Origin of the sequence: Halorubrum sp. AS12 (assembly GCF_051122765.1) — an archaeon.
Lineage (GTDB): Archaea > Halobacteriota > Halobacteria > Halobacteriales > Haloferacaceae > Halorubrum > Halorubrum trapanicum.
The window spans coordinates 262,557-286,317 of record NZ_CP185386.1; the positions used below are offsets into that span (position 1 = coordinate 262,557).

23 protein-coding genes and 3 pseudogenes are annotated in these 23,761 nt (G+C 53.8%); 11 read left to right on the forward strand and 15 right to left on the reverse strand.

The genetic code is table 11. From position 1 onward, the window contains the following. Positions 1 to 4: 4 nt before the first annotated feature. The 5 genes and pseudogenes from ACODNG_RS16175 to ACODNG_RS16195 form a co-directional block, all read right to left on the reverse strand. Positions 5 to 1,067 (reverse strand): annotated as a pseudogene (locus ACODNG_RS16175) (hypothetical protein). A 2-nt stretch (positions 1,068 to 1,069) separates the two neighbouring features. Continuing rightward, positions 1,070 to 1,927: a hypothetical protein gene (locus ACODNG_RS16180; protein WP_434523156.1), complete on the reverse strand. Its 858-nt coding sequence runs from the start codon at positions 1,925 to 1,927 to the stop codon at positions 1,070 to 1,072. Next, positions 1,924 to 3,657 (reverse strand): hypothetical protein, encoded by a 1,734-nt coding sequence (locus ACODNG_RS16185; RefSeq protein ID WP_434523157.1) that lies wholly within the window; start codon positions 3,655 to 3,657, stop codon positions 1,924 to 1,926. The genes ACODNG_RS16180 and ACODNG_RS16185 overlap by 4 nt, the downstream gene beginning before the upstream one ends. A 27-nt stretch (positions 3,658 to 3,684) precedes the next feature. Next, on the reverse strand, positions 3,685 to 4,104 hold the full coding sequence (locus ACODNG_RS16190; RefSeq protein ID WP_434523158.1) for a hypothetical protein: 420 nt from the start codon (positions 4,102 to 4,104) through the stop codon (positions 3,685 to 3,687). Between the two features lie 6 nt (positions 4,105 to 4,110). Next, positions 4,111 to 4,389 carry a hypothetical protein gene (locus tag ACODNG_RS16195; protein WP_434523159.1) on the reverse strand — a complete coding sequence of 93 codons (279 nt, stop codon included), beginning with the start codon at positions 4,387 to 4,389 and terminating at the stop codon, positions 4,111 to 4,113. A gap of 217 nt (positions 4,390 to 4,606) precedes the next feature. Between ACODNG_RS16195 and ACODNG_RS16200 the strand changes: the two genes are divergently transcribed. Both ACODNG_RS16200 and ACODNG_RS16205 read left to right on the forward strand, forming a co-directional pair. Then, entirely contained in the window at positions 4,607 to 4,780 is a 174-nt protein-coding gene (locus ACODNG_RS16200) for a hypothetical protein (protein WP_434523160.1), read from the forward strand. Between the two features lie 70 nt (positions 4,781 to 4,850). After that, positions 4,851 to 5,834 (forward strand): DUF3592 domain-containing protein, encoded by a 984-nt coding sequence (locus tag ACODNG_RS16205; RefSeq protein ID WP_434523161.1) that lies wholly within the window; start codon positions 4,851 to 4,853, stop codon positions 5,832 to 5,834. A gap of 73 nt (positions 5,835 to 5,907) precedes the next feature. Here ACODNG_RS16205 and ACODNG_RS16210 read toward each other — a convergent pair. The 5 genes and pseudogenes from ACODNG_RS16210 to ACODNG_RS16230 form a co-directional block, all read right to left on the reverse strand. Next, positions 5,908 to 6,143: pseudogene (locus ACODNG_RS16210) on the reverse strand (RNA-guided endonuclease InsQ/TnpB family protein); the annotation flags it as partial. A 22-nt stretch (positions 6,144 to 6,165) separates the two neighbouring features. Next, positions 6,166 to 7,410 carry a phage integrase SAM-like domain-containing protein gene (locus ACODNG_RS16215; RefSeq protein WP_434523162.1) on the reverse strand — a complete coding sequence of 415 codons (1,245 nt, stop codon included), beginning with the start codon at positions 7,408 to 7,410 and terminating at the stop codon, positions 6,166 to 6,168. Then, the gene (locus ACODNG_RS16220) at positions 7,407 to 7,868 is read right to left on the reverse strand and encodes a hypothetical protein (RefSeq protein WP_434523163.1); all 462 of its coding nucleotides are present in this window, start codon (positions 7,866 to 7,868) and stop codon (positions 7,407 to 7,409) included. The genes ACODNG_RS16215 and ACODNG_RS16220 overlap by 4 nt, the downstream gene beginning before the upstream one ends. A gap of 3 nt (positions 7,869 to 7,871) precedes the next feature. Then, positions 7,872 to 8,453, reverse strand: coding sequence for a DUF7342 family protein (locus ACODNG_RS16225; RefSeq protein WP_434523164.1), 582 nt, complete (start codon positions 8,451 to 8,453; stop codon positions 7,872 to 7,874). A gap of 495 nt (positions 8,454 to 8,948) precedes the next feature. Continuing rightward, entirely contained in the window at positions 8,949 to 10,703 is a 1,755-nt protein-coding gene (locus ACODNG_RS16230) for a transposase (protein ID WP_434523165.1), read from the reverse strand. A 274-nt stretch (positions 10,704 to 10,977) separates the two neighbouring features. On the opposite strand from ACODNG_RS16230, the gene ACODNG_RS16235 reads away from it, so the two are divergent. Together ACODNG_RS16235 and ACODNG_RS16240 are read left to right on the forward strand one after the other, a co-directional pair. Beyond that, positions 10,978 to 11,484: a hypothetical protein gene (locus ACODNG_RS16235; RefSeq protein ID WP_049897367.1), complete on the forward strand. Its 507-nt coding sequence runs from the start codon at positions 10,978 to 10,980 to the stop codon at positions 11,482 to 11,484. Positions 11,485 to 11,657: 173 nt separating this feature from the next. Next, on the forward strand, positions 11,658 to 12,071 hold the full coding sequence (locus ACODNG_RS16240; protein WP_152420060.1) for a hypothetical protein: 414 nt from the start codon (positions 11,658 to 11,660) through the stop codon (positions 12,069 to 12,071). A 70-nt stretch (positions 12,072 to 12,141) separates the two neighbouring features. Here the strand turns inward: ACODNG_RS16240 and ACODNG_RS16245 are convergent, their stop codons facing one another. Continuing rightward, the gene (locus ACODNG_RS16245) at positions 12,142 to 13,158 is read right to left on the reverse strand and encodes a halocin-H4 (protein WP_204365381.1); all 1,017 of its coding nucleotides are present in this window, start codon (positions 13,156 to 13,158) and stop codon (positions 12,142 to 12,144) included. Between the two features lie 228 nt (positions 13,159 to 13,386). After that, positions 13,387 to 13,812: a hypothetical protein gene (locus ACODNG_RS16250; protein WP_434523166.1), complete on the reverse strand. Its 426-nt coding sequence runs from the start codon at positions 13,810 to 13,812 to the stop codon at positions 13,387 to 13,389. 163 nt (positions 13,813 to 13,975) lie between these two features. Between ACODNG_RS16250 and ACODNG_RS16255 the strand changes: the two genes are divergently transcribed. The 3 genes from ACODNG_RS16255 (at position 13,976) to ACODNG_RS16265 (ending at position 16,655) form a co-directional block, all read left to right on the forward strand. Next, positions 13,976 to 14,635 carry a hypothetical protein gene (locus ACODNG_RS16255; protein ID WP_434523167.1) on the forward strand — a complete coding sequence of 220 codons (660 nt, stop codon included), beginning with the start codon at positions 13,976 to 13,978 and terminating at the stop codon, positions 14,633 to 14,635. A 206-nt stretch (positions 14,636 to 14,841) separates the two neighbouring features. Continuing rightward, positions 14,842 to 15,186, forward strand: coding sequence for a hypothetical protein (locus ACODNG_RS16260; protein ID WP_434523168.1), 345 nt, complete (start codon positions 14,842 to 14,844; stop codon positions 15,184 to 15,186). A 329-nt stretch (positions 15,187 to 15,515) separates the two neighbouring features. Further along, positions 15,516 to 16,655: a Fic family protein gene (locus ACODNG_RS16265; RefSeq protein ID WP_007992744.1), complete on the forward strand. Its 1,140-nt coding sequence runs from the start codon at positions 15,516 to 15,518 to the stop codon at positions 16,653 to 16,655. A gap of 19 nt (positions 16,656 to 16,674) precedes the next feature. Here ACODNG_RS16265 and ACODNG_RS16270 read toward each other — a convergent pair whose 3' ends face one another. Together ACODNG_RS16270 and ACODNG_RS16275 are read right to left on the reverse strand one after the other, a co-directional pair. Continuing rightward, entirely contained in the window at positions 16,675 to 17,436 is a 762-nt protein-coding gene (locus ACODNG_RS16270; RefSeq protein ID WP_152420063.1) for a hypothetical protein, read from the reverse strand. A gap of 442 nt (positions 17,437 to 17,878) precedes the next feature. Then, positions 17,879 to 19,006, reverse strand: a complete 1,128-nt coding sequence (locus tag ACODNG_RS16275) for a hypothetical protein (RefSeq protein ID WP_434523169.1) — start codon at positions 19,004 to 19,006, stop codon at positions 17,879 to 17,881. A 351-nt stretch (positions 19,007 to 19,357) separates the two neighbouring features. On the opposite strand from ACODNG_RS16275, the gene ACODNG_RS16280 reads away from it, so the two are divergent. Beyond that, the gene (locus ACODNG_RS16280; protein ID WP_434523170.1) at positions 19,358 to 19,975 is read left to right on the forward strand and encodes an ArsR/SmtB family transcription factor; all 618 of its coding nucleotides are present in this window, start codon (positions 19,358 to 19,360) and stop codon (positions 19,973 to 19,975) included. A 61-nt stretch (positions 19,976 to 20,036) separates the two neighbouring features. Beyond that, on the forward strand, positions 20,037 to 20,798 hold the full coding sequence (locus tag ACODNG_RS16285) for a hypothetical protein (protein ID WP_434523171.1): 762 nt from the start codon (positions 20,037 to 20,039) through the stop codon (positions 20,796 to 20,798). A 339-nt stretch (positions 20,799 to 21,137) separates the two neighbouring features. On the opposite strand, the pseudogene ACODNG_RS16290 reads toward ACODNG_RS16285, so the two are convergent. After that, positions 21,138 to 22,813 (reverse strand): annotated as a pseudogene (locus ACODNG_RS16290) (transposase). A gap of 358 nt (positions 22,814 to 23,171) precedes the next feature. Between ACODNG_RS16290 and ACODNG_RS16295 the strand changes: the two are divergent. Further along, positions 23,172 to 23,477, forward strand: coding sequence for a DUF2178 domain-containing protein (locus tag ACODNG_RS16295; RefSeq protein WP_434523172.1), 306 nt, complete (start codon positions 23,172 to 23,174; stop codon positions 23,475 to 23,477). Positions 23,478 to 23,479: 2 nt separating this feature from the next. Further along, the gene (locus tag ACODNG_RS16300) at positions 23,480 to 23,692 is read left to right on the forward strand and encodes a helix-turn-helix transcriptional regulator (protein WP_434523173.1); all 213 of its coding nucleotides are present in this window, start codon (positions 23,480 to 23,482) and stop codon (positions 23,690 to 23,692) included. Positions 23,693 to 23,761: the final 69 nt, after the last annotated feature.

Genomic DNA, 23,761 nt, shown 5'->3' on the forward strand with positions numbered 1-23,761 from the left:
ATTGTTAGTAGCTTCCAGGGTCGTTCTCGGTCCGCCGGTACGACGGCGTCCCGCTGTCTTCGTCGCTATTCGCACCCCGGGCTGCAGCTTTCTGCGCCACAGCGTGTCCCGCTGCGGCCTTCGGTCCCCACCGGGCCGCGGTCGTCGCGACGCCGGCGCCGCCGATGTAGGCCCCAGCGGCGACACCGCCGACGAGGGCCGCTCCTTTCGTCGCACCACCGAGAACCTTCGCCGTCAGTGGGGTTGCGTATTTGAACGTCTTCCAGGTTAGGTAGAGTGCGATCAGCGGGAGCGATGCCGCGACTGAGATACCGCAAAAACGGACTACTCGGAGCGATGGCGTTCTGAGAGTACAGCAAGTCGTATCCTTTGAACACCACCGCTGCAGGTAGAGGCAGGACCGCTAACGGGACGAATTTCTTACTGAACCCCATCGCAATATCCGAGAGCACGGGGACGTTTCCGTAGGCCAGCGCGAACGCAATCGGCATCCCATACACGTAGACGTAGAGCAAGACTTCGCGAATGTAGTAGAGTGCCTCCAAAGCCCACATTGAGAGTCCTCCAATCAGTGCGAATACGAGTGAAAGCCCAGGGTTTGTGATTGAGACTTCGAGCAAGTTGAGCATCGCATCGCCCAGCGAACCCAGACTCGGCATCAGGGCGATAGTGAACCCGTCCACGATGTAGAGTCCAAGAATACTGACCCAGTACCAGCTGATAATCAGAAACGCGCCGACCCAAGCTGTTTTCTTGGTGCTCCTGGCCTCGTATGCACTTCCAATATTGAATATACGGATTGTGTGACGGCCCTGAACGCACATCACGAGGAGCAGCAGCGAGATCAACATGATCTCTCCCCCTACAAGCGCGTCCTGAATTGACGGCCAAGGAGCATTACTGGGCTCTCCGAAGACGAATGAACCATCCGTCTCCGGCGTTGGTGTCCCGAACATCTCCTCGGTGAGGGTCTCATAGCCGGAACGCAGGCCGTCCATGAAGAGGCCGACAATCCAATCGACGACCTCTTTGAATCCCTCAAGGACGACGTCGATTAGATCAACCATGGTTAAGCCTCACTGATGGAAATATCGCAGTTATCGATTTCTTGGGAGCCTGAATACTGGATACTGTACGTTTTGGTGACTCGGTCCCCGCCAACTCGCGTCTCAAGTATTAGTTCAAACTCGCCAGTCTTCGACTCCTTCGAACAAGACGTGCCTGCTCCAGGAACGAAAGCGAAGGGCGAGCGTGAACTATAGAGCGTAATTTGTTCCCCCGGGCCGATAATGACCTGCTCAATCTCGGAGTCGGACTCCGGGTCGTAAATCCCGCTTACGTCTTCATCATCGACATAGTTCGTCCCCTCTTCGTCGGACGGATAGGGGACATCACCAATGAAGAGCAATTTTGTAACCGCATCAGGGCCAGTCCCCTGGTTTTCGAGGGTGACGAAGGCCTCCTCTTCGATTTCGCTTTCTGGTCCATCCCACATCTCTTCAGGCTGGTTTCTACCGATGCCCATCTCGATGATCCCGAGGTTTGGCTGGACAGAATGCGAGCTTTCACCGACTGTTTCCTCACCGCTGAGGGCTACTATTTCGTACTCGCCAGGAGCGTACGCTGTGCCGAGGTCAAATGAGACTTGCTGGGAACCTGCAGCGACCTCCCGCTGTCCGAACAGTTCGCCGTCCGGTTGGATGAGGTTGATCTGGTCGAACTCCGAGTCCGAATCGAACTGGACGATGAGTTCTGTTTCTTCGACAGTCACCTGCTGGAACACACCAGATCCGTCTCCTGGACTTGAACTACCGTTAGGACCGGTGCTTCCGTTGCCATCCAGACAGCCGGCCACGCTCACGAGAGCGGCGCCGGCGACTGTTCGGAGGGCGGTCCGTCTACTGAGGTGGGGATTGTTCTGAGTCATGGGTTTTGCTGGAAGATTTCTTCTGGGCCGAGCATCCGCAGGAGGCGCTTGCCAGCGTAGAACATCACGAAGAACGGTAGGAACTGCCAGCCGACCTCGAACACCAGCGCAAACCAGCCGTCGATCGTCCCGAGCGGGTGCCAGCGGGCCGTCGCGGTATCACTCACGTATGCCGGGTCGTGCCCGAGCCAAGAGCCTGGGTGGTACCGAGCCGTGTAGATGTCCGGTTCGTCGATGGTTACAATCGCCAGCCCGGAGGCGTTGGTTTTGACGCGCTGATCCGCGACCGTGATGTACCCGTTTCGGGTGGTGCCACCGATTGGATATTGACGGCTATCGTCGAGCGCGATCGGCGCACCAGTTTGGTTGTCCCGAAGTTCCACTCTGAGCGTTGCTTGCGACTGGTTCTGTTGGATGACCTCGGCAGTGAGATTGCTGCGACGGAGCTGCCGCTCGGAGCCGGCGTCCGGCTCGACGATTGACGCATTCACTTCCCGGACGATGCCCGCAACGCGTAGCGCCTCTCGATCGACGTTCTCGGCTCGAACGGCGACCCCGTACGTCGTCGTGTACGACTGGTTGACGATGTCGATATTGATGTTCTCACCGATGGTCCCGACTGGCGACGGGCGGTCAGTCCCCCACGTCTCAATGAGTTCGGGGCCGTCTCGGACTGGTTCAGCCCGCGGCCCGATCCGCGAGGGATAGGCGTGGACGTACACTGGAATCGCGTCTGACTCGACGGTGGCGCTGTCTGTACGATTCGACCGAACGAGCGTGTCCCAGTTGGTGTTCCGAGCGGTGTAGAATCGCCAGATGCCACGGACCCGTGCCTCACCGTCTTCCGTGAGCGTATACCCCTGCCACGGCCGCGACTGGAAGATGGCCACGCCGGCGTCGCCGTTCGGATACTCGGCATAGTAGGGGTACGCCGAGAGGTCGTAGATCTCGACGGCGATTGAATTGGAGACGTTGCGTGATTCCGTCCGGTAGGTGACGTCAACGTCCGTCCGGTCACCCAGGTCGGTCCTGACAGTCTTCTTCAGCCGGACGCTGATCTCCGCTTCAAGCGTGAGATTCGCACTCCAGTCATCCTCGATTTGGTAGTCGAGGGCAGGCGTATGGGACCCGTCACGCTCGGCGATGGTCTCGCCGTCCTTCTTCAACCGAACTTCTTCGATCTCGTGCTCTGTAGGCGACCACGAGACAGTCGTGTTGCCGGAGGAACTCCCGTTGGGTACGCGAACGCGGTAATCAACGAACCCGCGCATCGTCCCATTCGGTGCGATGTAGAGTGGGGTTTCACCGGACTCCAGGTGGCCACGAGTAGAGGGCTGGGCGGCGAAGATCGTTGCGTGAGCATCTTCGATGAAGACGCTGTCCTCCAGGTCCGCGTGCGGCGGATACACGGACGTATCTGGGCCGCCGGCGTCGATGTCCTCGAAGTCGTTCCGCGTCCACGTCACCGCGGTCTCGGGCGGCCGTTTGAACGTAATGTCCGTCCCGTTCGCGATCTGATGGACAGCGGAGCGGTTCTCGCCGTAGCGCTGGCGGTACTCCTCTTGCGTGATGTAGTTGTCCACATCACGTGACCACAGCGTTGCCGACTCGTTTTCCGTGAGCTCGTTCCCCTCCGTACCCGGTTGCGGCGGGCCAGCAGCGACGATACCCGTGACTAGGCTCGTCGCGAGCAAACCGGCCATGAGCACGGAGAGCTCTCGATGGTTCATAGGGCTCGCGGGGGGATCTCAGAGTGGTTACCAGGGGACGAGATCAAGGCACTCCGCCAGCGGAAGGCTCATCATCGACCCAGCGACGGTGTACAGCGGGCCGAGAACGACGAGGACCACCGCGGACTTCATCGCTGAGCGTTTGTGGCGCTTGAGCCCCTTCTTTTGCTCAGGACTGAGGGTGAACATCTCAATCAGGGAATCTGCTTGCCAGACGATAGCAAGGCCGACGATTCCCAATGCCGTGGTCAGCTGAAAGAACCCCTCAATCATCCCTGGGAGATTGTCCGCACTACAGACAGCGTTGTCTTGAGCGGCAACTGGTTCGACGGCGAACAGGCCGAGGAGGACAACGATGAGCGCTGCCTGCCGAGGTATCCTTCCAGATGGTGGTGACTCGGTTTCGGTGCTACGCTTAGGGTCGGAGGGAGTCTGATCCTGTGACATAGCGGGTCAATCCTCAGTGGCGTCTTCAGTCGTCGGCTGGCTTTGCTGCTCTTCGACGAGCGACTGAAGATCGTCGAATCGGTTCGTATTCTTCACGATTTCGTCAAGCGTGTAGCCCTGCTCGCGGGCCCGTTCAAGGAGTTCGCGGAGTTCATCGGGATCGACCCCGCGGACTTCCATTTCCTCGCGGAGGGCGCGGCGAAAGAGGGCGGAGGCGTTGATATGGTCGTTCCACCTTAGGTACAGTTCATCTATTTCTTCGATGGTTGCTGACCGCGTAATCATACATGCGGGTATGGGTATGTACCGATGGAGTCCCGGTACATATTGGTGAAGTATATAGATAATCTATAAATACTTTTTGGGCAAACAACTACTGAAATATTAGAGACATGAGATGATACAATTGGATCATATATGAGATTTATTTAACCAATAAGCTGGTTCCTCTGAGAGAGAAAGTATAAAAGAATATCACTGTGCTCCTAATCAAACCACCCAGATGCCCTCCATCTTTGACAGTCCAGCCATTCGCTATGGTATAAGCTTCGTTAATGCCACGGTCATCGCCCTCATCGCCTTCGCTTTCCTTGAGGGTACGATCCGTTGGGTCGCACTCGGGATTGCTGCCCTTGAGGTGATCGTCACCCCGCAAATACTGAAACACGCGGAATAGCACTTCCTCAGTGTCAGATGTCGATAAATCAACCAAACTACATCTACAACGTGTGACGGTGTTCGGATAAATGGAGTTCACCGTTCGAGGTACACCGATTCGAGTCACAAAGGGTACGATTATTATCGTGCTCGTCTGTCTGGCGGGGATCACCTTCGGCGGGTACGACTACGTTCAACAGTCCGAAGCGGTCGACGATGCCGTGACAGTCGAAGCAACGATCGAGGAGGCATCCGTCTCCCAGTCGGAGAGCCGCGGGAGCTCGGATTACTACGTTCAAATCGAATTTACCTATCAGTTCCAGGGAACCCAATATACCGGCGACCAACTGTTCCCCGGTAGTATTAGCCAATCGTATGACACGCGATCGGACGCCCAATCAGCGATTGAGCCATATGAAGCAGGTGAGACGGTGACGGCATACGTCGATCCCGACAACCCGAGTGAGGGGTTCCTTGAGCGGCAGACGGTAACGAGTCCATTCGAATTCATCGCTATCGGTGGTCTCGGTCTGCTCCTCACCGCGCTCAACGCAATCGGAGCGCGAAAACCAGGGGCTGAGACAGGAATCCGTTCCGAACACGAATACACCTCGACACGGTATCAAACACTGTTCGGTGTCGACCGAGGGACGATCCACAGCCTCAGTATACAGCTACTCAAGATAGCCCTATTCGTACTACCGGCCTCGGTAGTGAGTACTGCGGCAGTTCTTCTCTTCGCGGGATCCGGAAGTGGCGATCCAGCTCACCTACAAGTCGAACTGACGGACCCGATCGGTGTGCTACTCGGGATCGTCTTTCTGGCGGTGATCACGCTGGTTATCTCAGTATTGCTCTACAGTGTCTGGTCGTTCACCGAATATAGGCGACTCCGTGAGCGGATCCCGGAACCGCGACCGCCAAGCCCGTTCACACATCTCACGCGGCTTGTCACTATCTGTATCGGCAACTACGAACTCGACGCCTATGGAAACCGAGTCCAAAAGACCGGGGTCGCGTTCTTGGTAGCACTCTTTTTCCTCGGTGCTCTCGCACAGATTCTGGTATTCTGAACAGCAATCAACAGGGGTCTATTGACATCCTCCTCCGCCTGAAGGCGGAGGAATCCCAACCGCAGTTGGGATGTTACGGTTTACAGTCTGCCCCTTGTTCCTGCGGTTGGAATCCGCAGGACAAGTCATGAAGGTAGACTCCGGGCTGTGCCAACCAGCCGGTACTCCTATCCCCACCCAAAACAGGCGGAGACTTGGAGTTACTTTCGTCGTTGTTGATGTCGAGACGGATTTTTCGGCCCCGTTCACGTCAGCGTTGAACGCCGCATCACACTCCTCACACACGTACAAACCGCGCTCAACACGCTTGTCCATCAAAGGAAGCGTCTCTTTATCTGAGAGTATCAATCTCTTCTAGTGCTTCAGTTGCGACATCACCAAGTTCACCAGCTTCGATATGTGAATAACGCTCCCTCACCATTTCCTCGGAGTTATCCAGATAACGAGCAGCGACGGTGTAGCCGAACGCACGGACAAGCACCTCACCCATTCCACGTCGGCCACCGTGGGGCGCGAGATAGTCGTGTTTCGGATGGTCGATGTCGATATCTGCAGCTTCCGAGAGCCGTTGGAGAATCGACCGTGCGCCGTCCGTCGTGATTGACGGCGGCCGGATATCCTCATCGAGCGCCAGCAGTAGGTCGCGAGCGTACTCCTCACGCCGCTCAGTAATTGCTTTTGGGCGTTCCCCTCGGTCGGCGAGCTCATTCTGGACGAGTCCTGCGAGGGTCCGTTGGTCGAACGTCGGAAACACCGGCCAGCGCTCCGTCGGTGGGTCCATCAGCTGGCGGTAGCTCCGCAGCGGAGAGATTACCGGGTCGGGAAGGCTGGCGGCGTCCCACTGCTGTTTCTTGCGGTAGACGTCCATACTCCCCTCGTCAAGCGAGAGGTCCTCCCAGCGGACGCCGCGCCGGCGCGGGTCGTTCGGGTCTCGGAGGAGTTCCCCGACACGGACAGCTGTGTACGCGAGGACGAACACCAGCGCCCGGTCACGAGCCACCTTCAGCGCTGCGTAGCGTGCTCGCTGCTTGTCGAGGAGGTCAGTATCCTCCGGAAGTGTCGTGTACGCCTCGACGACGTCACGGGTCTGTTCGTCGACGTGGCGGGTGAGGGCGTGGCGCTGTGCGGACGTCCAAGCCTGCTGGTCACCGGGCTTGCGACCGTCGTCCTCCGGCAGCGGCGCCATGGCACTCGCCCGCTGCGCGTAGTGGGCCTCAAGATATCCCTCGTTGACGCACCAGCCACACCACGCAGAGATATAGCGGTAATAGGTTTGTACCGTATTCTGCTTGAGTCCCCGATCTCCACCGAGATGCCGGGCGTACTCCCGGAAGACTCGCTCGTCAATGTCCTCGAAGGTTGCTTTTCGATCAGCGTCGGCCGGGACGATCCCGGTCCAGTCATTGTCGCCGCGGTCGCCGGCGGCCCACTCGGCGAACCGCTCGAGCTCGCGTGCAGCGTTACGTCGATAGTTACCGCCGTCGCCACCGCGGCCTTTCCCCTTGTCCTGGAGGTAGCGCTCAAAGGAATTCGTGAGTGACTGTTCGGAACGGTTCCGAGGTGTACCGGGAGTCATGACTCTTCGTGCGCGTACTGGTAGGTCGGCCGAACGTCCGCAAGGAGCGTTTCGACGATTTCCCAGAGGATCAGGGAGGGGGTTTCGTGTTCGAATGCGATCCCCCAGCGGTCCTCCGTAGTGGCGGCTGAGTACTGGAAATGCGTCCGTCCGAGATCGGGATGGTCCTCGTCCTGGTGCCAGCCAGCGTGAAAGCCCGTGTTCGGGTCGGTGTAGTTGATGCGGAACCAATCGTGTGGAGCCTGCCGATACCACTTGACGGTTAATTCCGGCGACTCAGGACCTGTCGGAGGATCCTCAAGGCGGGTCGGATCGAAAACCGCTCGCAGTTGTTTGGCCTCGATATCGTCGGGAAGGAACTCGACGGTCGTGATCTGAGGAACCCGGTCGAGGACGTCTCGCTTCAATTGGGCGTAGAGGTTCGCATTCGGATCACCACCTGGGTGTGGGACCGACATCCGTTAGCTGCTGGCCTCAGCAGGCTCTGTCGTCGGCGCGAGGAAGTCCCATTCGCGGATGGCGAAGCCGACGATCTGGATACGTCGCTGTAGGTGCCCCCACTCGCGGGCAATTTCACGGCGGCGATTTTCTTCATCGGCGTCAAGGGACTCATCAGCGAGCGTCCCGCGAAGCTGGTTTGGCGACTCAATACCGAATTCATTCTCCCAGTCGCGAATCTGCGTCTTCATATCGGCGAGACGGTCCGTGAGCTCCTCGACAGTGTGCCCGCTGTCTCGGAGCCGCATCGCCTCCTGCATCGCTTGGCGGCGGTAATCGGGGTAATACGTGGTGTGAGTCCCGCTTTCGTCACGGTGGAGGATGCCATCGTCGACGAGCCGATCGAGGACGCGTTTGGTCGGCTCGTGTGACCAGCCCGCTTCGGAGGCGATCCAGTTGGCCGTCTGAGGCTCCGAAAGCTGCCGGGCAGTCATCCTCACGCGGTCTTCACCCGTGGTCTGACGCTCCATCAGGCCCTCGGAGTTCGATTTGTCTTCGGCCATACAACACCGTTCGCGCTCTGTCTTAATATAGGTTGAGGTCATTAGTCCTATATCGAATACGTTTCTTCGCCATTGCCTCGACCTCGGCTGAGGAGAGTCAGAGAAATCTCGAACCCCGTTATTGGCGGTTCTACCCCGGGGAAGCGCCGTCGTGAGCCGGTTGCGAGCATTCGTGCTTCACCGACGGCGTCGGGGTACTTCAAAGTGGTCATGATTATTGGGGTAATCACGACCACTTGCTGTATTCGTCCCATCGGGAGAATTCGAGGTTCTGGAGTCTCTTAGCGCCGGAACTCCGCACTACAGCAGATAATACATTGTATATCGCTATACAAAATCTTGCGCGTGGAGTTGCGAATGCCGGTCAAAACGTTCACGGGATCGACTCTATTCGTACCAGTACCCGCTGGAAATAGCCGCGATTACGCTCTAATTGCTATCATAGAGCTAGAATTATTATACTAAACAAACTTATCGGTCGAAATCTACCTCAGCAAAGAGTGATGCCTCTCGCGAAGGGCTAGCCCAGACCGAGCTCTAAATGAGTGTGATCAGCTCTTTGTCCAGCCAATCAAGGAACCGACTGAGTGTGATTCTGGGCTTCTTCCGGGTTTCAATGACCCCAATACGCTCTTGTGTGAGGAAATCGACTAACAACCACATATTGTAGACCACACACCCGAAAGCGAAATGGAACCACCGTACTCCGAACTCCTTCGAGGTAGTCCACGCTGCTGCGTTCTTGATCGACGAGTACGAGTTCTCGATCGCTCCGCGGTCACTGTACTGTTCAATCTGATTTTTCGCCCAGCGCCGATCTAAGGCGACCTCGTCACTCACATCGAGACTTGTGATAAAGGGCTGTGGTGATCCCTCTTCATGGACATCATCATCTTCTGCTGGGGGTAACACGGCAACGGTCGTATGTACCGTGTGGTTTGAGACGCCACCCTTCACTGCACCGTGCATGACGAAATCGTCCTCGACATACAGCGGGGTGTCGTTCGGTTCGTGATACCCCTGCTTCACTTGATCAAACCGGTCACACATCGGTCCAATCCGATGCTGATCTTTCTGAGCAGGGATCACGTAGTCCAATTCCTTGTCAGTAAGCGTCTGAATGACGTCCACAGCGTGGAATTCCCTATCGGCATACACCATCCTGATGTCGACGTAGTCTTCGGCGATCGAAAGGAGTCGCCGTGGAACATCCCCGATATAGTAGGAATTACCCTTGCCAGGATAGGCGTCTGTCGGGGCGTAGTCCGTACTCCCAAGCGGACACACCCCGACGACGTAGTGAGTGTTCTCGCCGACGATCACGACAGTCGCAAACTTGTGACACCAGGTGTATCCCTTCCCCTCTGGTGCGCCCTGGACCCATTTCATCTCGTCGAGATCGCCATAGTAGGCAACATACGTGATGTCCAGCGCGACTTTCGCCCGAGTTCCAAACCGTGAGCCGTCATCGTGTTCGAGCTGCCTGATTCGGGGCTTCGCGCGTGTGTATGTCTTTCGGAGAGCGAAATTCAGCACGGTCGCAATCTCATCGATGGACATCTGCTTGAGGGCTTCCAATAGCGTCTCACCAGATGGACCGTCCTCGTAGAACGGGTCATCAACAGCGGGGTCTGGGTTTTTCATGTCACCCAGCTTCTGCCCCGAACCGTGCGCCGCCTGCTGCTTGATTGATGCGATTGCTTCTAAGGCGAGTAACTCATCGTCGTCGTAGATCGCGTCATCCGAGCGAGAGAGTGAGATTGAAGGGATGGCTACCGACTTCAACTCATCAAGCACCTGATGCCCCTTCTTCCGTAGCAAGCGTTGGACGGTTCGATTTGACAGCGACTGTTTGTCTTCGTCGTCCGCTGTTTTGAGAAGATCATTCCCGATTGGTGCGCCTCGTTCAGCTGCAAGCAGGCGGATCTCTTCAGCACCTGATTCGACGACCGTCTGTAACTTTCCGAATCGGCTTTCAAGCCGAACTGGTTTACAACTACTTTCTGAGGGGAGATCATCCATCTCAAACCCAAATGCACGGGCGAGTTCCGGTCGGTCAGAGAGGCGTTCTGGGATTCCTGACAGGGATTCACGCTCGACAGTTGCCCACAGATACGCCAGAAACATTGGCCGAAACGGAAGCGACGAACTCCACTCAGGGTGTGCGTCCCGTAGCGTATAGCGACTCACGTCCAGTTCGTTCGCAAGTGTGATCCAGTCAGTATTTGCAGTAAGGACATCATCAACTTGCTTTGTCAGCCTACTTTGAACCCGACTGCTCTCATTGCTCATCGGCTCTCACCGCCGATAGACAAAAATGAGCTGTCAACAGCCCAGTTGAGTGAGGACATTAGTATCGATGGTAGATTCATTTTGAACTTAACTGCTAGCGTGTCGTTTCCGAAGTTTCCGGAATAACCTTTGATACGGAGGGTTAAATACAAAAATCGCATACTACTGTTCGTCTCAAACAGTAATACATAGGATATTTGAGTATATTCTGAATGCCAGTATATTTTGAACTAATGTACAAGGTGAATAGCGCTGCATCACAGAACAGTAGGTAATGCCAGATGATATCCGCGATACAGCGCCTAATTTAGAGGATGTGGATTACGATGAACTGTCGGAATTTTTCGAGAAGAAGGGCGCAGTTGAGTTGATCTCTCTTCTTGATGGTGAAGGGTATCGATTCGACGAAATCGATGATTTACTGGACGTAAGCCGTGGGTATCTGAATGATCGCCGTGACGAAGCCGTCCATCTCAGGCTGATTGTTCCTGACCAAGCATACCGAGATGACTCCGTCCGCCGTGTGTGGACTCTTACAACGTTGGGCCACTACCTCCGACAGCGGATGCGCCATCTCGGAGTGACAGAGAGCCACGAGCGACTCATCACCGCTAGACGTGAATACGAAGACCGGAAGGGTGATTTCCTGGAGTGGGTTGATGATCCAGAGTCAATCGAAGCATATGCTGAAGATCTGCGAGCTGGCAATCAGGTACATCCAAAAGAGTTGCCGCCGAAGTTACAAGATCTTTTTCGCCGAGTAGATGACGACCATTTCTAATTCTTCTTGACCTGTCATTGGACCCTTTGGGGTATGGATTTGTTGAAATACTCAGCAGGAGATACATTTGGACCCAATCTCGGCAGTCCCAAAAACGTAGTCACCTGTAGGAACCCTTTTTCGAACTCAATTTCCCGTAATAACTAAACCGAAAGTTAACATATTCCCACACAATGAGCCCTGAGAAAATACTATCACGCCGATCGCTACTTGTAGGAGTAACTGGAATGACTGCTAGCCTGGCCGGCTGCTCTGTACTACAAGAAGATAATACCGTACAGGGTTCGATAGAGGCTGCTACGGCTTATCAAGTTGAATCTGACCGGTTGGTTGCCTTTGTTGATGTCTTAAAACCAGAAGGGACCGATCTTGAGGTGACATTACGCTGGGAGATTAGTGAGGATTATGGCCAAGTCAACGAAACAACATTCCATATTGGAGCGGACGCTAAAGGGAAGAGACTCAGTATTCGGATGGAGTCGCCTACCGAAATCCAGCTGGATAATGTGACCCGATCAGAAGTCAAAATAGTTCGTCACGGTGCTCCTGATTCGCCGTGGGTTGCTGCTCCTTTTGAGAACCGATAGAACAGTATTGTATAGTAGGAACAAGGGGCGAACCTAGCACCTCAAATAAAATTTAGAATCTATTGGTCGATTATGCTCGAAGCTCGAGATCTTCTCTCTTCTCAGCCATCTTGTCGTACACAGTATCAGGGACTTCAGGATTTTTGACTGCTGTGACATCTATGGTCTTCCTCGGATCTGCGATATAGATTTCTTCATCTGAGTCGCTTTCTCGCCCCGGACTCGGCTTGTTGTTTTCTGGCTTGATTTTCTGGATACCGTATTCTTCTTGTTCTTGGGTACTGAGAGAGTTTGGCTCCGGTGGCGTGTTGAAAGAGACATCGAATTCAGTGATCACAGGGTACTCAGGGAAGGCAACCGCAACATTCTGAATGGAGAACGATTCGTCAGTGCCTGCTGCTAGCTCGTCACGGACGAGCAGGAAGGTCGAAGAATCTGCCCACTGTGGTCCGTTGAGAACAGTGTAGTCCCATTCTCTAAATACACCACCGGTTCCTCCAGATTGGCTGGAGACCCAGTTAACCATATCGGATAGGAAATAGGTTGCCCCGAGCCCGATCCCCCCCATCGCAGGGTTGAGTGCTGTCAGAGCTAGGGTTATCCCATCTCGAGCCAATGCGTACGACGAGTAGTCGAAGTCTTGGGATTGATCCTTGGGAGAAGAACCAATCCAATCTGCGTCATCCCGGCTGTAAATATCAGTCCCATCACTCACCGTAATCTCCTGCCACCACATCCTCTCATTTTTGTCTCCTTCGATCGGGTCTCCATTATCATCGACAAATCGGCAAGCAGTACATCCTTCGATGGTGAAGTCGTATTCCCATTTACCGTCTTCCCCGATACTGTCACGCCAGACAGGGGCGTAGGCCGTGATATCCGTACCGAGGCCCACCTGAAATTCGCCGTCACCATACATGTCCCCACCAGTATATGTCTCTTTATCCTGTGTGCTCACAGGATCTTCACCTTCACCCGGTGGGGTCAGATCGTCAGCTGAGGCACTGCCCGCAACCATGGTACTGCCAATACCTAATATACCGATTTTCTTGAGTGCTCTTCGGCGAGTCGAGGACATTTCCTTCATGGTTTCACTACGGCCTATTTCGGCCGCACAGTACGTTCGTTCCTGTAGGAATATTACATTAAATAATGGTAATTTCAAAACTAGTCTTATTTTAATCACCACATGAACAGACGATTGTCTGAAATAGTCTAGTCACAACCACAACGATAGTACACAGACGGTTCATCGTTGTAGGACTGTACGAGTGACATAACGGGATGGGGGTTCAACAGCCATTCATGAGAATATTCACGGATTCTCCAGTTCCGAACTAACTTTGGATCCCTGACTACCTCCAACACGGTGGTATATCTCACGAAGAAGCACGCAAGCAAAGAGCCCTATCGAAACAACAACCGTGAACAGTCCACCAAAGAAAACGCCACCTTCGGTCGAAAAGTATGAGTACAAACTTCCAGACCCAACGATGAACGTGATTACAGCAGCGACACCTACGATCGCATTAATGAGCGAACGCTCCTCAGAAAGAGAACCAGCGATGACAACAGCTGCAAAGAGTATCGGAAGAATAAGTGTGAAAAATACACTAGACGCATTGGACGTATACAATCGATACAAATACACGTCAATAAGGAACGGCACCACCACTGCCGCTCCAGCAAGCACCTCAACCATCCTAATTTTGAATTTGTTATCCATATTCCAACCACTCATGTAACATCACTTTAGTTCATTGGTTAAATATCAACTCACTCTCTGACTATTCACTCACACCTTGATCAGTATTCAAACTAGAAATCAACCATCTACACATGCGAAATACGTCAGTAAATAATGTAAAGGTAGAAACAAAAAATTGTACTTTCGCGGTTAAAAAATGGTAGAAGAAAATCCCAACGAGTCTGGTAGTGGTATAGTCGACATCGATCGCCGAAGTAGCCTGAAAGCCGTCGGTGGCGCACTCGGCTTGATCGCCGGAGGTTCCCTGAGTATCGGTTCAGTTGCGGGGGAAAGCGAGCCGGAACCCGACATTTCCGTCCGAGACGCAACGAATGTGGCTCAACAAACGGTAGAGAAGGCTTCACAGAAAGAACTTTACCGAGAATTCGCTGGAGCAACCATCGAAAAACCGAAACTGTACTACTCTCTGACTAAGAAGGGAGCAGACAGCGATGTAGTGGCATCTGTCTACGTCTTCCCAGTCGTGGACGGGAACACTCACGTGGGACACGTAACGACAGGAGCTCACCAAGAGATGCCACCCGTTGTGGAATATGGTACCGATCCTGCACCACATCTCGAGACAGAACAGGTGGTGTCTCACGACGGACTCTCACCTTCCTCAGAAACCCAGCATCTCTTCCAGGGCCCACTCTCGTTCGGTATCAAGGCCAATAGCGAAAGAGCTGACGAGGAGTACTTTGTCAACCTCATGACCGGGGGGCACAAAAACTCGAGAACGCGCCGAAAATCAACCCCACCACTGACCACACTCAACGTTGGGACAAGCTCACTGACCCCGATGAAGCAGACCTGAGTGATGTCGAGCCACTCAACAGTGGGAGTGTCAGTGATGTTCCAAACTGGACAGATACTGGCTATAGTGAATGGCCGGGATCGACACCGATCGCGGCATCAATGTGTATCGGATACCACGAAACCAACCCCAACCGGACTGACATCATTGATGGCCTCAATGATGAGATGAATACAAATCCGAATGGGAGAACTTGGCCCCAGTACATGCCAAGTGGTATCGAAGGCTACGACAGCTCATACTCAGCGTCAAACAACTACACTGGCCGGCCGGCTGCGGCAAAAGGTGGTGTGGACGATAACAATCCACCATTCGTGAATACCCTTGGCGACAAGGAAGCCGGGAAGAAGGATGTTGCTCCTGATGGAATACAACCACCAGAATGGGACGTCCTAGTCGGCCATTCGGAAACCGTGGTCGGGTACGAAGAAGAAGGATCGTGGACAGGGACTGATCTTTACCTGGATACCCACAATACGTGGGGGAGCACAAGAACGGTCCTAGTAGGCGACTACTGGGATACGTACATGATCACCACTGTCGAACCGTAATATCAAAACCGTACAGCCCTTTCCCCTATTTTCGCCTTTTAAATTTGGAATTTTGTGGTTCTATTGAAATCCTTTAAGTCTGACACGATATCCCTACTGAATATACTGCGCGAGTGTTGTACTGGGCTGATTCGGTCCTAAGCCGATGATTCGGCCTCGCGTTAAGTTTGACGTGAATTGTGGTAGGCGACGAAGGCTTATCTTGGTTTGAATCTGCTGTAAGTGTATTCGAGCGGAGTTCAGTACACTTACTCCGGTTTGAATCTGCTGTAAGTGTATTCAGGCGGGGTTCAGTACACTTATGCGGGTTGAGAACCATCTGTATTGTAATGAACCCCGCTGAGTTCGAAGATGGGCCTGGTCGGATCGAGCCACACAACGGACTCCCCTGCTACAATCCGGCAAGCCTCCCTCCAGAGCTTGAACTCACTTCGGAGATTCTCGACGCCTACGGCGACGCTCTCTACGCGCTCGGCCAGCTTTCGACCCTTCACGACCACATCGAAAACGAGAACCTCCTGCTCGCCCCGTTCGTGGTCCGAGAAGCGGCGATGAGCTCCCAGATCGAAGGCACCGCAGTCACCGTCTCAGACATCATCCTCCACGAGCCAGACGACGACCCTGAACGGGCAGCAGCATCCGAACGAGACATCCGAGAGGCGTACAACTACGTCGAGGCTATCCAGATGGGGTTCGATCGGCTCGAACAGGGCGAGAGGATCGACCGCACCCTCCTCTGTGAACTCCACGAATCGCTCCTACTCGATGTTCGTGGTGAAGACAAGCGTCCTGGCACCATCCGAGATACCCCTGTCATCATCGGTCCGAACCAGAACTCCGAGGCCGCACAGTTCATCCCGGCCCACCCGGCCCACGTGTCGATGCTACTCGATCAGCTCATCGCGTACAACCGGATGGATAACTACCCGCCGCTCATCGATATCGTCCTCTCTCATTACCAGTTCGAGACGATCCACCCGTTCCGCGACGGGAACGGCCGACTCGGACGGCTCCTTATCATGCTCCAGTTGTACGACGCTGGCTTGCTTGATGAGCCGTACCTATACTTGTCTGCGTATTTCAACCGAAACCGGAGCGAGTACTTCGACAAACTGTTGCGCGTCAGCAGAGACGGGGCATGGGACGAGTGGGTGCGGTTCGCGTTGACTGCGATCCGCGACCAAGCCCACGACGCCTACGAGTGTGGCCAAGAGCTCTTAGACCTTCGAGGCACATATCTTGAACAGTACGAGGACTACCCAGCTGTTCGCGACGTCGTCACCCACCTCTTTGAGGAACCGTATCTACAGGCGAGCCGCGCGCAGGAAGCGACTGGTCGGTCCAAGAAGGCCGTCTACAACGCGATCGACATGCTCTCCGACGACGGGATCATCGATGAAATTACTGGGAAAGAACGTGGGAGGGTGTACCGAGCGCCAGAGATTCTCGCGATCGTCGAAACACCCTGACTCGATAGAGCTTAGCTCATCAGATCATAACAAATTCTCCCCACGGGCTCCAGTCGATGTCGTTTTTGAGATTATTTTCATCGAGCAACTCAGGTGCCCGGAACATTGCCACTCCTTTAGCGTAACGCTTCTTGTCATCTCCTGCTCCCTGGAACCCACCGTAAAATCCGAATCCGTAGTTCTGAAGACCGATTCCGCTATCAGGCTCTAACTTGCCTTGGCAAACCTCTACCGACTGAGCCATGCTCATGTACGCCCCGCCGTAGCTAACTCCAACCTCAAGATCGACCTCGCTACAATTCTCATCGTACGTTTCACTAGGAGCGAACTGAGTGATGTTCCAGTCATCATCAGCAAGCTCCACTTCATGTGACAGTTCTCGAACGGCGCTTGCGCCATTTGCAGGATCTCCTGAAGACCAGAAAGCTAAATAGTACAGGTAGTTCCCATTGTCATCTTTTTCGTCGCCACGGTAGAAATGTAGGAAGTGATCGGCGTATCCCAAGAGAATTCCCCCCGGATCTGAGTCGATTGGACCACCAGCTTCCAGACTATCGATATAGGTCAGTGCACTATAGTCGATATCGCTAGTTTGAGTGGTGCCTGGTGTGTTACTGGATAGTTGGATATCATCATCATCAGGCCCCCAACCACCCGATCGAACATCGTCATCGGACGGTTTTGAATCATTATCTTCTCCTGAGGCACTTGCAGTGCCACCCAACCCAAGGACACCCAGAAGTGCTGAAGTCGATTTGATCACTGTTCGCCGATCGCTCACCTCTATGTTTGGAGACATGCTCCGATTGAGAGGAAGACCCAAACGGAATTTACGTTATCTACTGAAATATATAAGAGAATGATAGCATCAATCAAACCGTGAGCAGATAATCAAAGGATGAAATGTACCACACCCAACAATGTTTTATGCTGAGAGGAGTTCATTGGAAGATATGACGAAATATCTTGCCCTCTGGTATATCGCAACAACGCTTCTTCTACTTAATAACGCGCTCAGTAGACGAAGTGTAATAGCACTCGGTCTCGTAGTTGGATTAATTGCTATCGGGGGTTATAAGCTCAAAAAGATTCAGAGTGATCAAAAAATTGTAATAGCAACTGTTTCGCTGGCAGCAGTAATTCTCGCAGGACTCGTCATCCCGATTGGGGTTGCCGAATTATCTCGAAACTTTGCCTTCCAAGATCAATTCGTGCTATCAGTATCAGCCCTTGGTATCGTCGTGGTCTTGGGAACAGCAATTGAGTTGACTAAGCGAATCAGAGCAACTGAAGCTTGACCGCCCCCAGACATGAGAACACAAGATGCCTCCATTCCACAGAAGATCCAGAAAACAATCCACTCCGAAACTCAGATCGTGATATCGTATTCGTTGTTCTTGTGGAACCACGCATGACCAGCTGCCGTCCGGCCGACATCTCGATCCCCACCCACACACGACTTGGAATCGTGGATATTCGTTGCGTGGGTCGTATGACCAAGCAGAACTGCGATACTGAATTCCACCGATCTCTTCAATGCGGTACATCGGACCACCCGAGTCCCCATCGCCGACGTCGAGCCCAGTGAGAACGACGCCCCTGTTTTCGAGATCGCCACAGCCGTACCCGATCGACTGGTTCATCGCGTCGACGGTTCCAGTTGTCTTGCCCGTGGTCACGCCCATCTTATGAGCAGATTTACCCTCCGCGACAAGATCGCTGACAGCCTCTTCCGAGAACCACCCTGAGACCTCTTGTGTACCATACTCTTCGACGATCTCCGATGACAAGTCCAATGAGCCATTCGTTTTCTCCAGAAGCGCAAAGTCTGGTTGAACCTCAGATTCAGCCACCTCCCCGAAATCTTGCGTATACTGAGTCGCTTCCTCACCAGCACTGGAGCGACACGATTCGTTTTCCCAAAGATGGTCAGCTGTCAACAGCCGATCGTTCCCATCGCTGTCTTGGACTGGGAACCCAGCAGTCCCCCAGCCGGTGTAGGATTCACCATTCTCTTCCCAGCGAGCTTCGATCGGAAGACCGCCGGCGACGTCGTCACGCGTTTCGTAGTGGCAAGCCTCCTGCCAGTCCTGTTCATCGACAACCTCAACCTCGATACCCTGATACTCGTCAGGTGTGATCGACTGGAGGCGCTTGTTACCTGAAACCCGGATTTTGAGGCCGGGTTTCCCACCGTGGGTTTCCGGCGAGCGAGCGACACCAGCGGATTCACTACCAGACATCGGTGCGATCTGGTCCTCGAAATCGGCTCTCGCTTGGAGGGCGTTGCGGACGTGTTCAAGCCACGGCTGCGGGACTTCTTTGTGCTTAAGAACCTCGTCGTCAGTCACGACGTAGGGTATCTCTGTAGTATCGCTTCCTTCGACGACAGTTGCCACTCCTGGTAGAGTGAGTGTAGCACCGATACCCGCAAGCACTCCCCGGCGTTTCGCAGAATACGATTCTGTCCGATCAGAGCCGTCGTTTGTTGGCATTCCATCTCCATCTCGTCAGGGTATTGTCAATACATTAACTTGTGAACAAATGGACGCAGAGTTAATTCCAAAAATTCAGTAACCGAATGTAAATATTCGATGTATTGTTCACACCTTGATTTTTTTAGTATATATGACAGAGCCAGTTTCGGCCTGACATTGCGTGTATATTAAGTGAGGGGAGGTATGTTCTCAAATTGAAAGATAATGACCTCAATCCGCGACCTCGCCCAAAACGAACGCCCTCTCAACGAGGCTAACGAACTCAGAATCGTCGATATGAACGAGGAACACGCGGTCCCCCTTTTCGAAGCCCTGAGCAACGAGACGACACTAGCGATCTACAATTCGATTCAGCACGAACCGAAGACGGCCACCGAATTGAAGGAGCTTACTGAAACAACTCTCCAGAACACACACTACCATTTGAAGAAGCTCGAGGAAGCTGAACTCATCGAGCCCGTTGGAACATGGCTCTCTGATCGTGGGAAAGAGATGAATGTCTACGGTCCCACCCACAGCCCGCTCATTCTCAGTTTCGCCAGTAAACAAGATACACCACGTATCCGATCACGTATCAAGAGTGCTCTAGGCTTGCTCGGCGTAATCTCCTTCTTCAGCTTAATTGTGGAGTACGCCGTCCAGCTTTTCGGACCAGGTTCCCAATGGCAGCAGGTCGGGGCGGGCGGGTATGGTAGACAAGAATCGCTGACTGCCATTTTTCTCCAGTACCCCGGCCTTTGTGTCTTTACACTTGGCTTAGTAGGGATTTTCGGATACCTGATTTTTGCGTCGTCACCCATCGATCAGCAGTTCAATTCATGAACATCAAATCATGATTTGAGGTATCCCCGCGTTCATTTCAGTTGGCATATTGATATGAAGTATGGCGTCCTCCACCGGAAACATTGTTGACGTGGTCCTCAAACGGCAGACCGTCCTCGAATATATCTGCCAATGTAAGCCGGACAAGCGCACGCTTGTCGAGAACCTCTCTGAATCACGTCCGACGATCAACCGGGCGGTTCGAGAATTAGAAGACCTCGATCTTGTCGAACGAGTAGACGGAGTTTGTAAGCCGACCTATACTGGCCAGACTGCCTATAATCTCTGTAAAGAGTTCACAAATTCGTTCCAGATGTTACAAGAAACCAGTCCTGAACTGTCATCCCTCCCGCTTGACGCCGAGCTCGACAAGTCAATTTTTCTCGGTGGATCTGTCTTTCACCCTCCTGACTACGCTCCATACGAGAGGATACAGCCATTGGACAACGATCTCAGAAACGGTGAGAAAATCGTAGCAGCTACAGAAATACTGATCCCCCACATCGACGAGATTCTAAGACAAGGTACAGACGGGGATGCCGATATCACCCTGTTCGTGAGCAATGATGTTTTGGATGTTCTTCTCGACAATCAGCCCGATCGTATTATTCCCCATATCGAATCTGGTGACGGTATCTACAGGGGGATCGAGATCTCACGCTATAGTCTCTTTTTGATTGACGACGAAATTCTGTATACGGGTATCTATTCAGATACGAACCATCTCTCAGCTGTTATTCGAAACACAAACCAGCAGGTGATCCAATGGGCAAAAGAATCGATCTCCGAACTCGAGGATGAAGGAACACTCCTCACAGCATAAGGTGTTTTCTATTTTAGGACATTCTCAAGTAGAATTCAATCGTGTCTCTGTAGGTTTTGATATGCTCTTTCAGTCATTCTGTTAGATCCTAGTTGTGAATAAAAGAAGCCGTGAACGTTTCGTGTCGTTCGCAACTTAACTTGCGCCCCGCAAGTTGCGACTATACGGGGAATAGCGGGGCTGTAATGCGTGATATTCGGCGAATCGCTAATCGAAATCTGCTCGAAACCAGCGCTCAGAGGAGTTTTGTTGCCTACATTCCAACTATATTTGCGGTCCACCAGAACTCCTGAGAGCGTTGCCACTCAGCGGGAGCCCTCGCACGGACTCCATCGCCCCCTATCCAATTCCGGTCGCCTTCTTGAGCAGTGTGAGCGTGTTATCGGCGGTAACGATCGGTGAGTGTCCGTAGCTTCCAGTCAGCTTTACCTAGACGAGGAGATCGACCGTACGCCAAATCGAGTACAGCAGGCACGCGAAGGCGAAATAGAAGAACCGGAGCCCGAAGTTCTTCGATGTCGTTGCGGCCATGAATCGTTTGATCGACCTATAGCCGCTCTCGATTTCCCACCGATACCCGTACTCGGTGAGGTGTCCACTCCCTGGATTGGTCATGAACACCGAGTACTGCCTGTGATTATCGTGCTCAGCGTACTCTTTTCGACGGTAGACCAACCTCGTCGAATGCCACTCATCATCGCCCAGATGTAGTTTCCGGGAAGTCTCGTATCGGTCCTGACTACGTTGGAGAAGGCGCTCAGCCTGGGCTTTCTCGCTGGTTTGCATTCGCTTGGGTACAACGTACGACAGTCCGCGCTGGCTAATCATCTCCAGCACGTGCTGACTGTCGAATTCCCGGTCCATCAGGACGTTATCGACATGAATCAGATCCTCAGCAGAGTCGACCAGATCTTCAACTATCTCCTTCCGTGTCTCTCCTCGCCGAACGGGACGGGCGTCAAGTACGATCGGCACAGCATTGCCCACTAACTGAACAGTCGCCCACTGATAGGCGTACTCGTCTGTCTCTTCCTTGGTGCCGATGATCTCATCTTCGTGGCCGGCTCTATCGCCGGTGAACGGATCGTCTTCGGTGCTGTCGATCGCGACGAACCCAGCTCCGAAGAACTCCTCCGTCTCGGCCACTTCATCCAGTAACCGGCTGACAGCGTTGCAGTACATCTCTCGAATCTGCTCGATAGAAAGCCCGCGGAGATGCTCGCGATGAGCGTGTCCGAGTGGCGTCCGATCACGGTCGGATTCGTGGATGAAACTTCGAGCACCCTCGTTTGCGGCTAATCCCTCACGCAAGCCGAGATACGTCTGTAAGTCCCAGAAGGCGTTTTCGTGTATTTCACAGCCCTCTCCCCGGCCCAACGAGAACGCTGGATAGGCGATTCGGTCGAGGTGCTCCTAACTTTCGAGGCGCAGTTGAGGATCTCCTAGTCGCTGGGAGACGTGTCTTCACCTGCTTCGCCAACGTAGGGCGACTCCCGTTCCGGAGACCGTGGGACGGCGACGCCCGCGTCCTCGGCGGCAACGAGAATGGTGTAAGCGGCTGAATCAAAGAACTCCCGCAGTTCTTTGGAGAATCGTCGGTGCCAGCTCCGTCAGAGCGTGGACTGATCCGGGATCGATTCTAATCTCAGTCGATCACACAGCGAGGGCCGCTGTTCGTGGTATTCGACAAGTGCCGTCTCGTGAGTCCAGCCGTGGAGTTCTTTGAGCAGGAACACTCGAAACAGTGTCTCCATCTCGTAGTCACTCGACCCGGTATATCGATCGTGAGAACCGAACTCGAAGTACGCGAGCGGGAGGTGGCAGACGAACGTTTCGACACTCTCGTGATCATCATGGCTGAACCAGGCCCGTGCGACAGTGCGGACATCTAGTTTGAGCCCGTCGAGTGACTGCCGATCGTACAGCGGTTCGCCATCGTACACCGGCCAGTCCGTGTGGCGGTTAGCGGCGATTGACCGGAAGACATTCCGTCGAGAAGTTTTTGTGACAGACACCGATCGACGCTTGCCACTCGGCCAGTGAAAACCACTGCTCTGGCACGATACGATTCCACAGTCAAATCTCGACGCTGGTACAGGTATCCAGAAAATAGGGTGTCATAGAACCGTTCTCACACCCGATCCACGAATCGGTAGAGACAGAGGCTGTAGTCAGCAAATAGTTTGGACGAACTGAACCGGAGTTTTTATGTAGGTGTGTAAAGCACGCTTTACTGTAAAGCAGGATTTACGGAAAGCGAGGTTGACACCACTCATGCCAGAACTAGCACCCACTGTCATACAATCCCGCCCGCCGGAAACGCACAAACGACTGATGATAGCCTGTTTCGTGTTCGCAGGACTTGCCCTCGGTGTGGGAACCGCGCTCGAATTCCCGCTGGTTGCCGTGGGACTCTATGCGCTCGGAATGGCTGGAGCCATACTAATCCCCTCTGAAACGGACTACACGTGGTTTGACGAGCGGGACGACACGATCCATCAGCGTGCGAGTGGCGTCACACTCGCAGCGTTCGGGTGGCTTGCAGCCATCGTGTTCCCATCGCTGGTGGCGCTCTCGACGACTCCGCACTTCGAGTGGGGGCCAGCGACGGGTACTCTCTCAATCACGACTACCGTCGTGTATCTCACGTACGGCCTCCTTGTCGGGTACTATCAATAGCGATGAACTCACGCATCCGCGAGCAACGGCAAGCACGCGACGAGAGCCAGGCAGACCTCGCAGAGGCCGTTGGCGTGTCTCGTCAAACAATCAATGCTATCGAACGTGACCGGTACGATCCGTCGCTGGAACTCGCGTTCAAACTCGCGGCTCACTTCGATTGTACAATCGAAGACCTGTTTCATCCCGACCTTAACGACACCACGGAGTCCTGAGTACCACATCCAGTAGCGACTGTCGAGCCGTTGGGCTCCGATTCGTCGTCGTACAAGACATACACATTA

What these genes read in the sequence shown, in the direction of transcription:
- ACODNG_RS16180 (WP_434523156.1), bottom strand. Translation starts at nt 1,927, where the DNA reads ATGACTCAGAACAATCCCCACCTCAGTAGACGGACCGCCCTCCGAACA.
- ACODNG_RS16185 (WP_434523157.1), bottom strand. Translation starts at nt 3,657, where the DNA reads ATGAACCATCGAGAGCTCTCCGTGCTCATGGCCGGTTTGCTCGCGACG.
- ACODNG_RS16190 (WP_434523158.1), bottom strand. Translation starts at nt 4,104, where the DNA reads ATGTCACAGGATCAGACTCCCTCCGACCCTAAGCGTAGCACCGAAACC.
- ACODNG_RS16195 (WP_434523159.1), bottom strand. Translation starts at nt 4,389, where the DNA reads ATGATTACGCGGTCAGCAACCATCGAAGAAATAGATGAACTGTACCTA.
- ACODNG_RS16200 (WP_434523160.1), top strand. Translation starts at nt 4,607, where the DNA reads ATGCCCTCCATCTTTGACAGTCCAGCCATTCGCTATGGTATAAGCTTC.
- ACODNG_RS16205 (WP_434523161.1), top strand. Translation starts at nt 4,851, where the DNA reads ATGGAGTTCACCGTTCGAGGTACACCGATTCGAGTCACAAAGGGTACG.
- ACODNG_RS16215 (WP_434523162.1), bottom strand. Translation starts at nt 7,410, where the DNA reads ATGACTCCCGGTACACCTCGGAACCGTTCCGAACAGTCACTCACGAAT.
- ACODNG_RS16220 (WP_434523163.1), bottom strand. Translation starts at nt 7,868, where the DNA reads ATGTCGGTCCCACACCCAGGTGGTGATCCGAATGCGAACCTCTACGCC.
- ACODNG_RS16225 (WP_434523164.1), bottom strand. Translation starts at nt 8,453, where the DNA reads ATGACCTCAACCTATATTAAGACAGAGCGCGAACGGTGTTGTATGGCC.
- ACODNG_RS16230 (WP_434523165.1), bottom strand. Translation starts at nt 10,703, where the DNA reads ATGAGCAATGAGAGCAGTCGGGTTCAAAGTAGGCTGACAAAGCAAGTT.
- ACODNG_RS16235 (WP_049897367.1), top strand. Translation starts at nt 10,978, where the DNA reads ATGCCAGATGATATCCGCGATACAGCGCCTAATTTAGAGGATGTGGAT.
- ACODNG_RS16240 (WP_152420060.1), top strand. Translation starts at nt 11,658, where the DNA reads ATGAGCCCTGAGAAAATACTATCACGCCGATCGCTACTTGTAGGAGTA.
- ACODNG_RS16245 (WP_204365381.1), bottom strand. Translation starts at nt 13,158, where the DNA reads ATGAAGGAAATGTCCTCGACTCGCCGAAGAGCACTCAAGAAAATCGGT.
- ACODNG_RS16250 (WP_434523166.1), bottom strand. Translation starts at nt 13,812, where the DNA reads ATGAGTGGTTGGAATATGGATAACAAATTCAAAATTAGGATGGTTGAG.
- ACODNG_RS16255 (WP_434523167.1), top strand. Translation starts at nt 13,976, where the DNA reads ATGGTAGAAGAAAATCCCAACGAGTCTGGTAGTGGTATAGTCGACATC.
- ACODNG_RS16260 (WP_434523168.1), top strand. Translation starts at nt 14,842, where the DNA reads ATGCCAAGTGGTATCGAAGGCTACGACAGCTCATACTCAGCGTCAAAC.
- ACODNG_RS16265 (WP_007992744.1), top strand. Translation starts at nt 15,516, where the DNA reads ATGAACCCCGCTGAGTTCGAAGATGGGCCTGGTCGGATCGAGCCACAC.
- ACODNG_RS16280 (WP_434523170.1), top strand. Translation starts at nt 19,358, where the DNA reads ATGACCTCAATCCGCGACCTCGCCCAAAACGAACGCCCTCTCAACGAG.
- ACODNG_RS16285 (WP_434523171.1), top strand. Translation starts at nt 20,037, where the DNA reads ATGGCGTCCTCCACCGGAAACATTGTTGACGTGGTCCTCAAACGGCAG.
- ACODNG_RS16300 (WP_434523173.1), top strand. Translation starts at nt 23,480, where the DNA reads ATGAACTCACGCATCCGCGAGCAACGGCAAGCACGCGACGAGAGCCAG.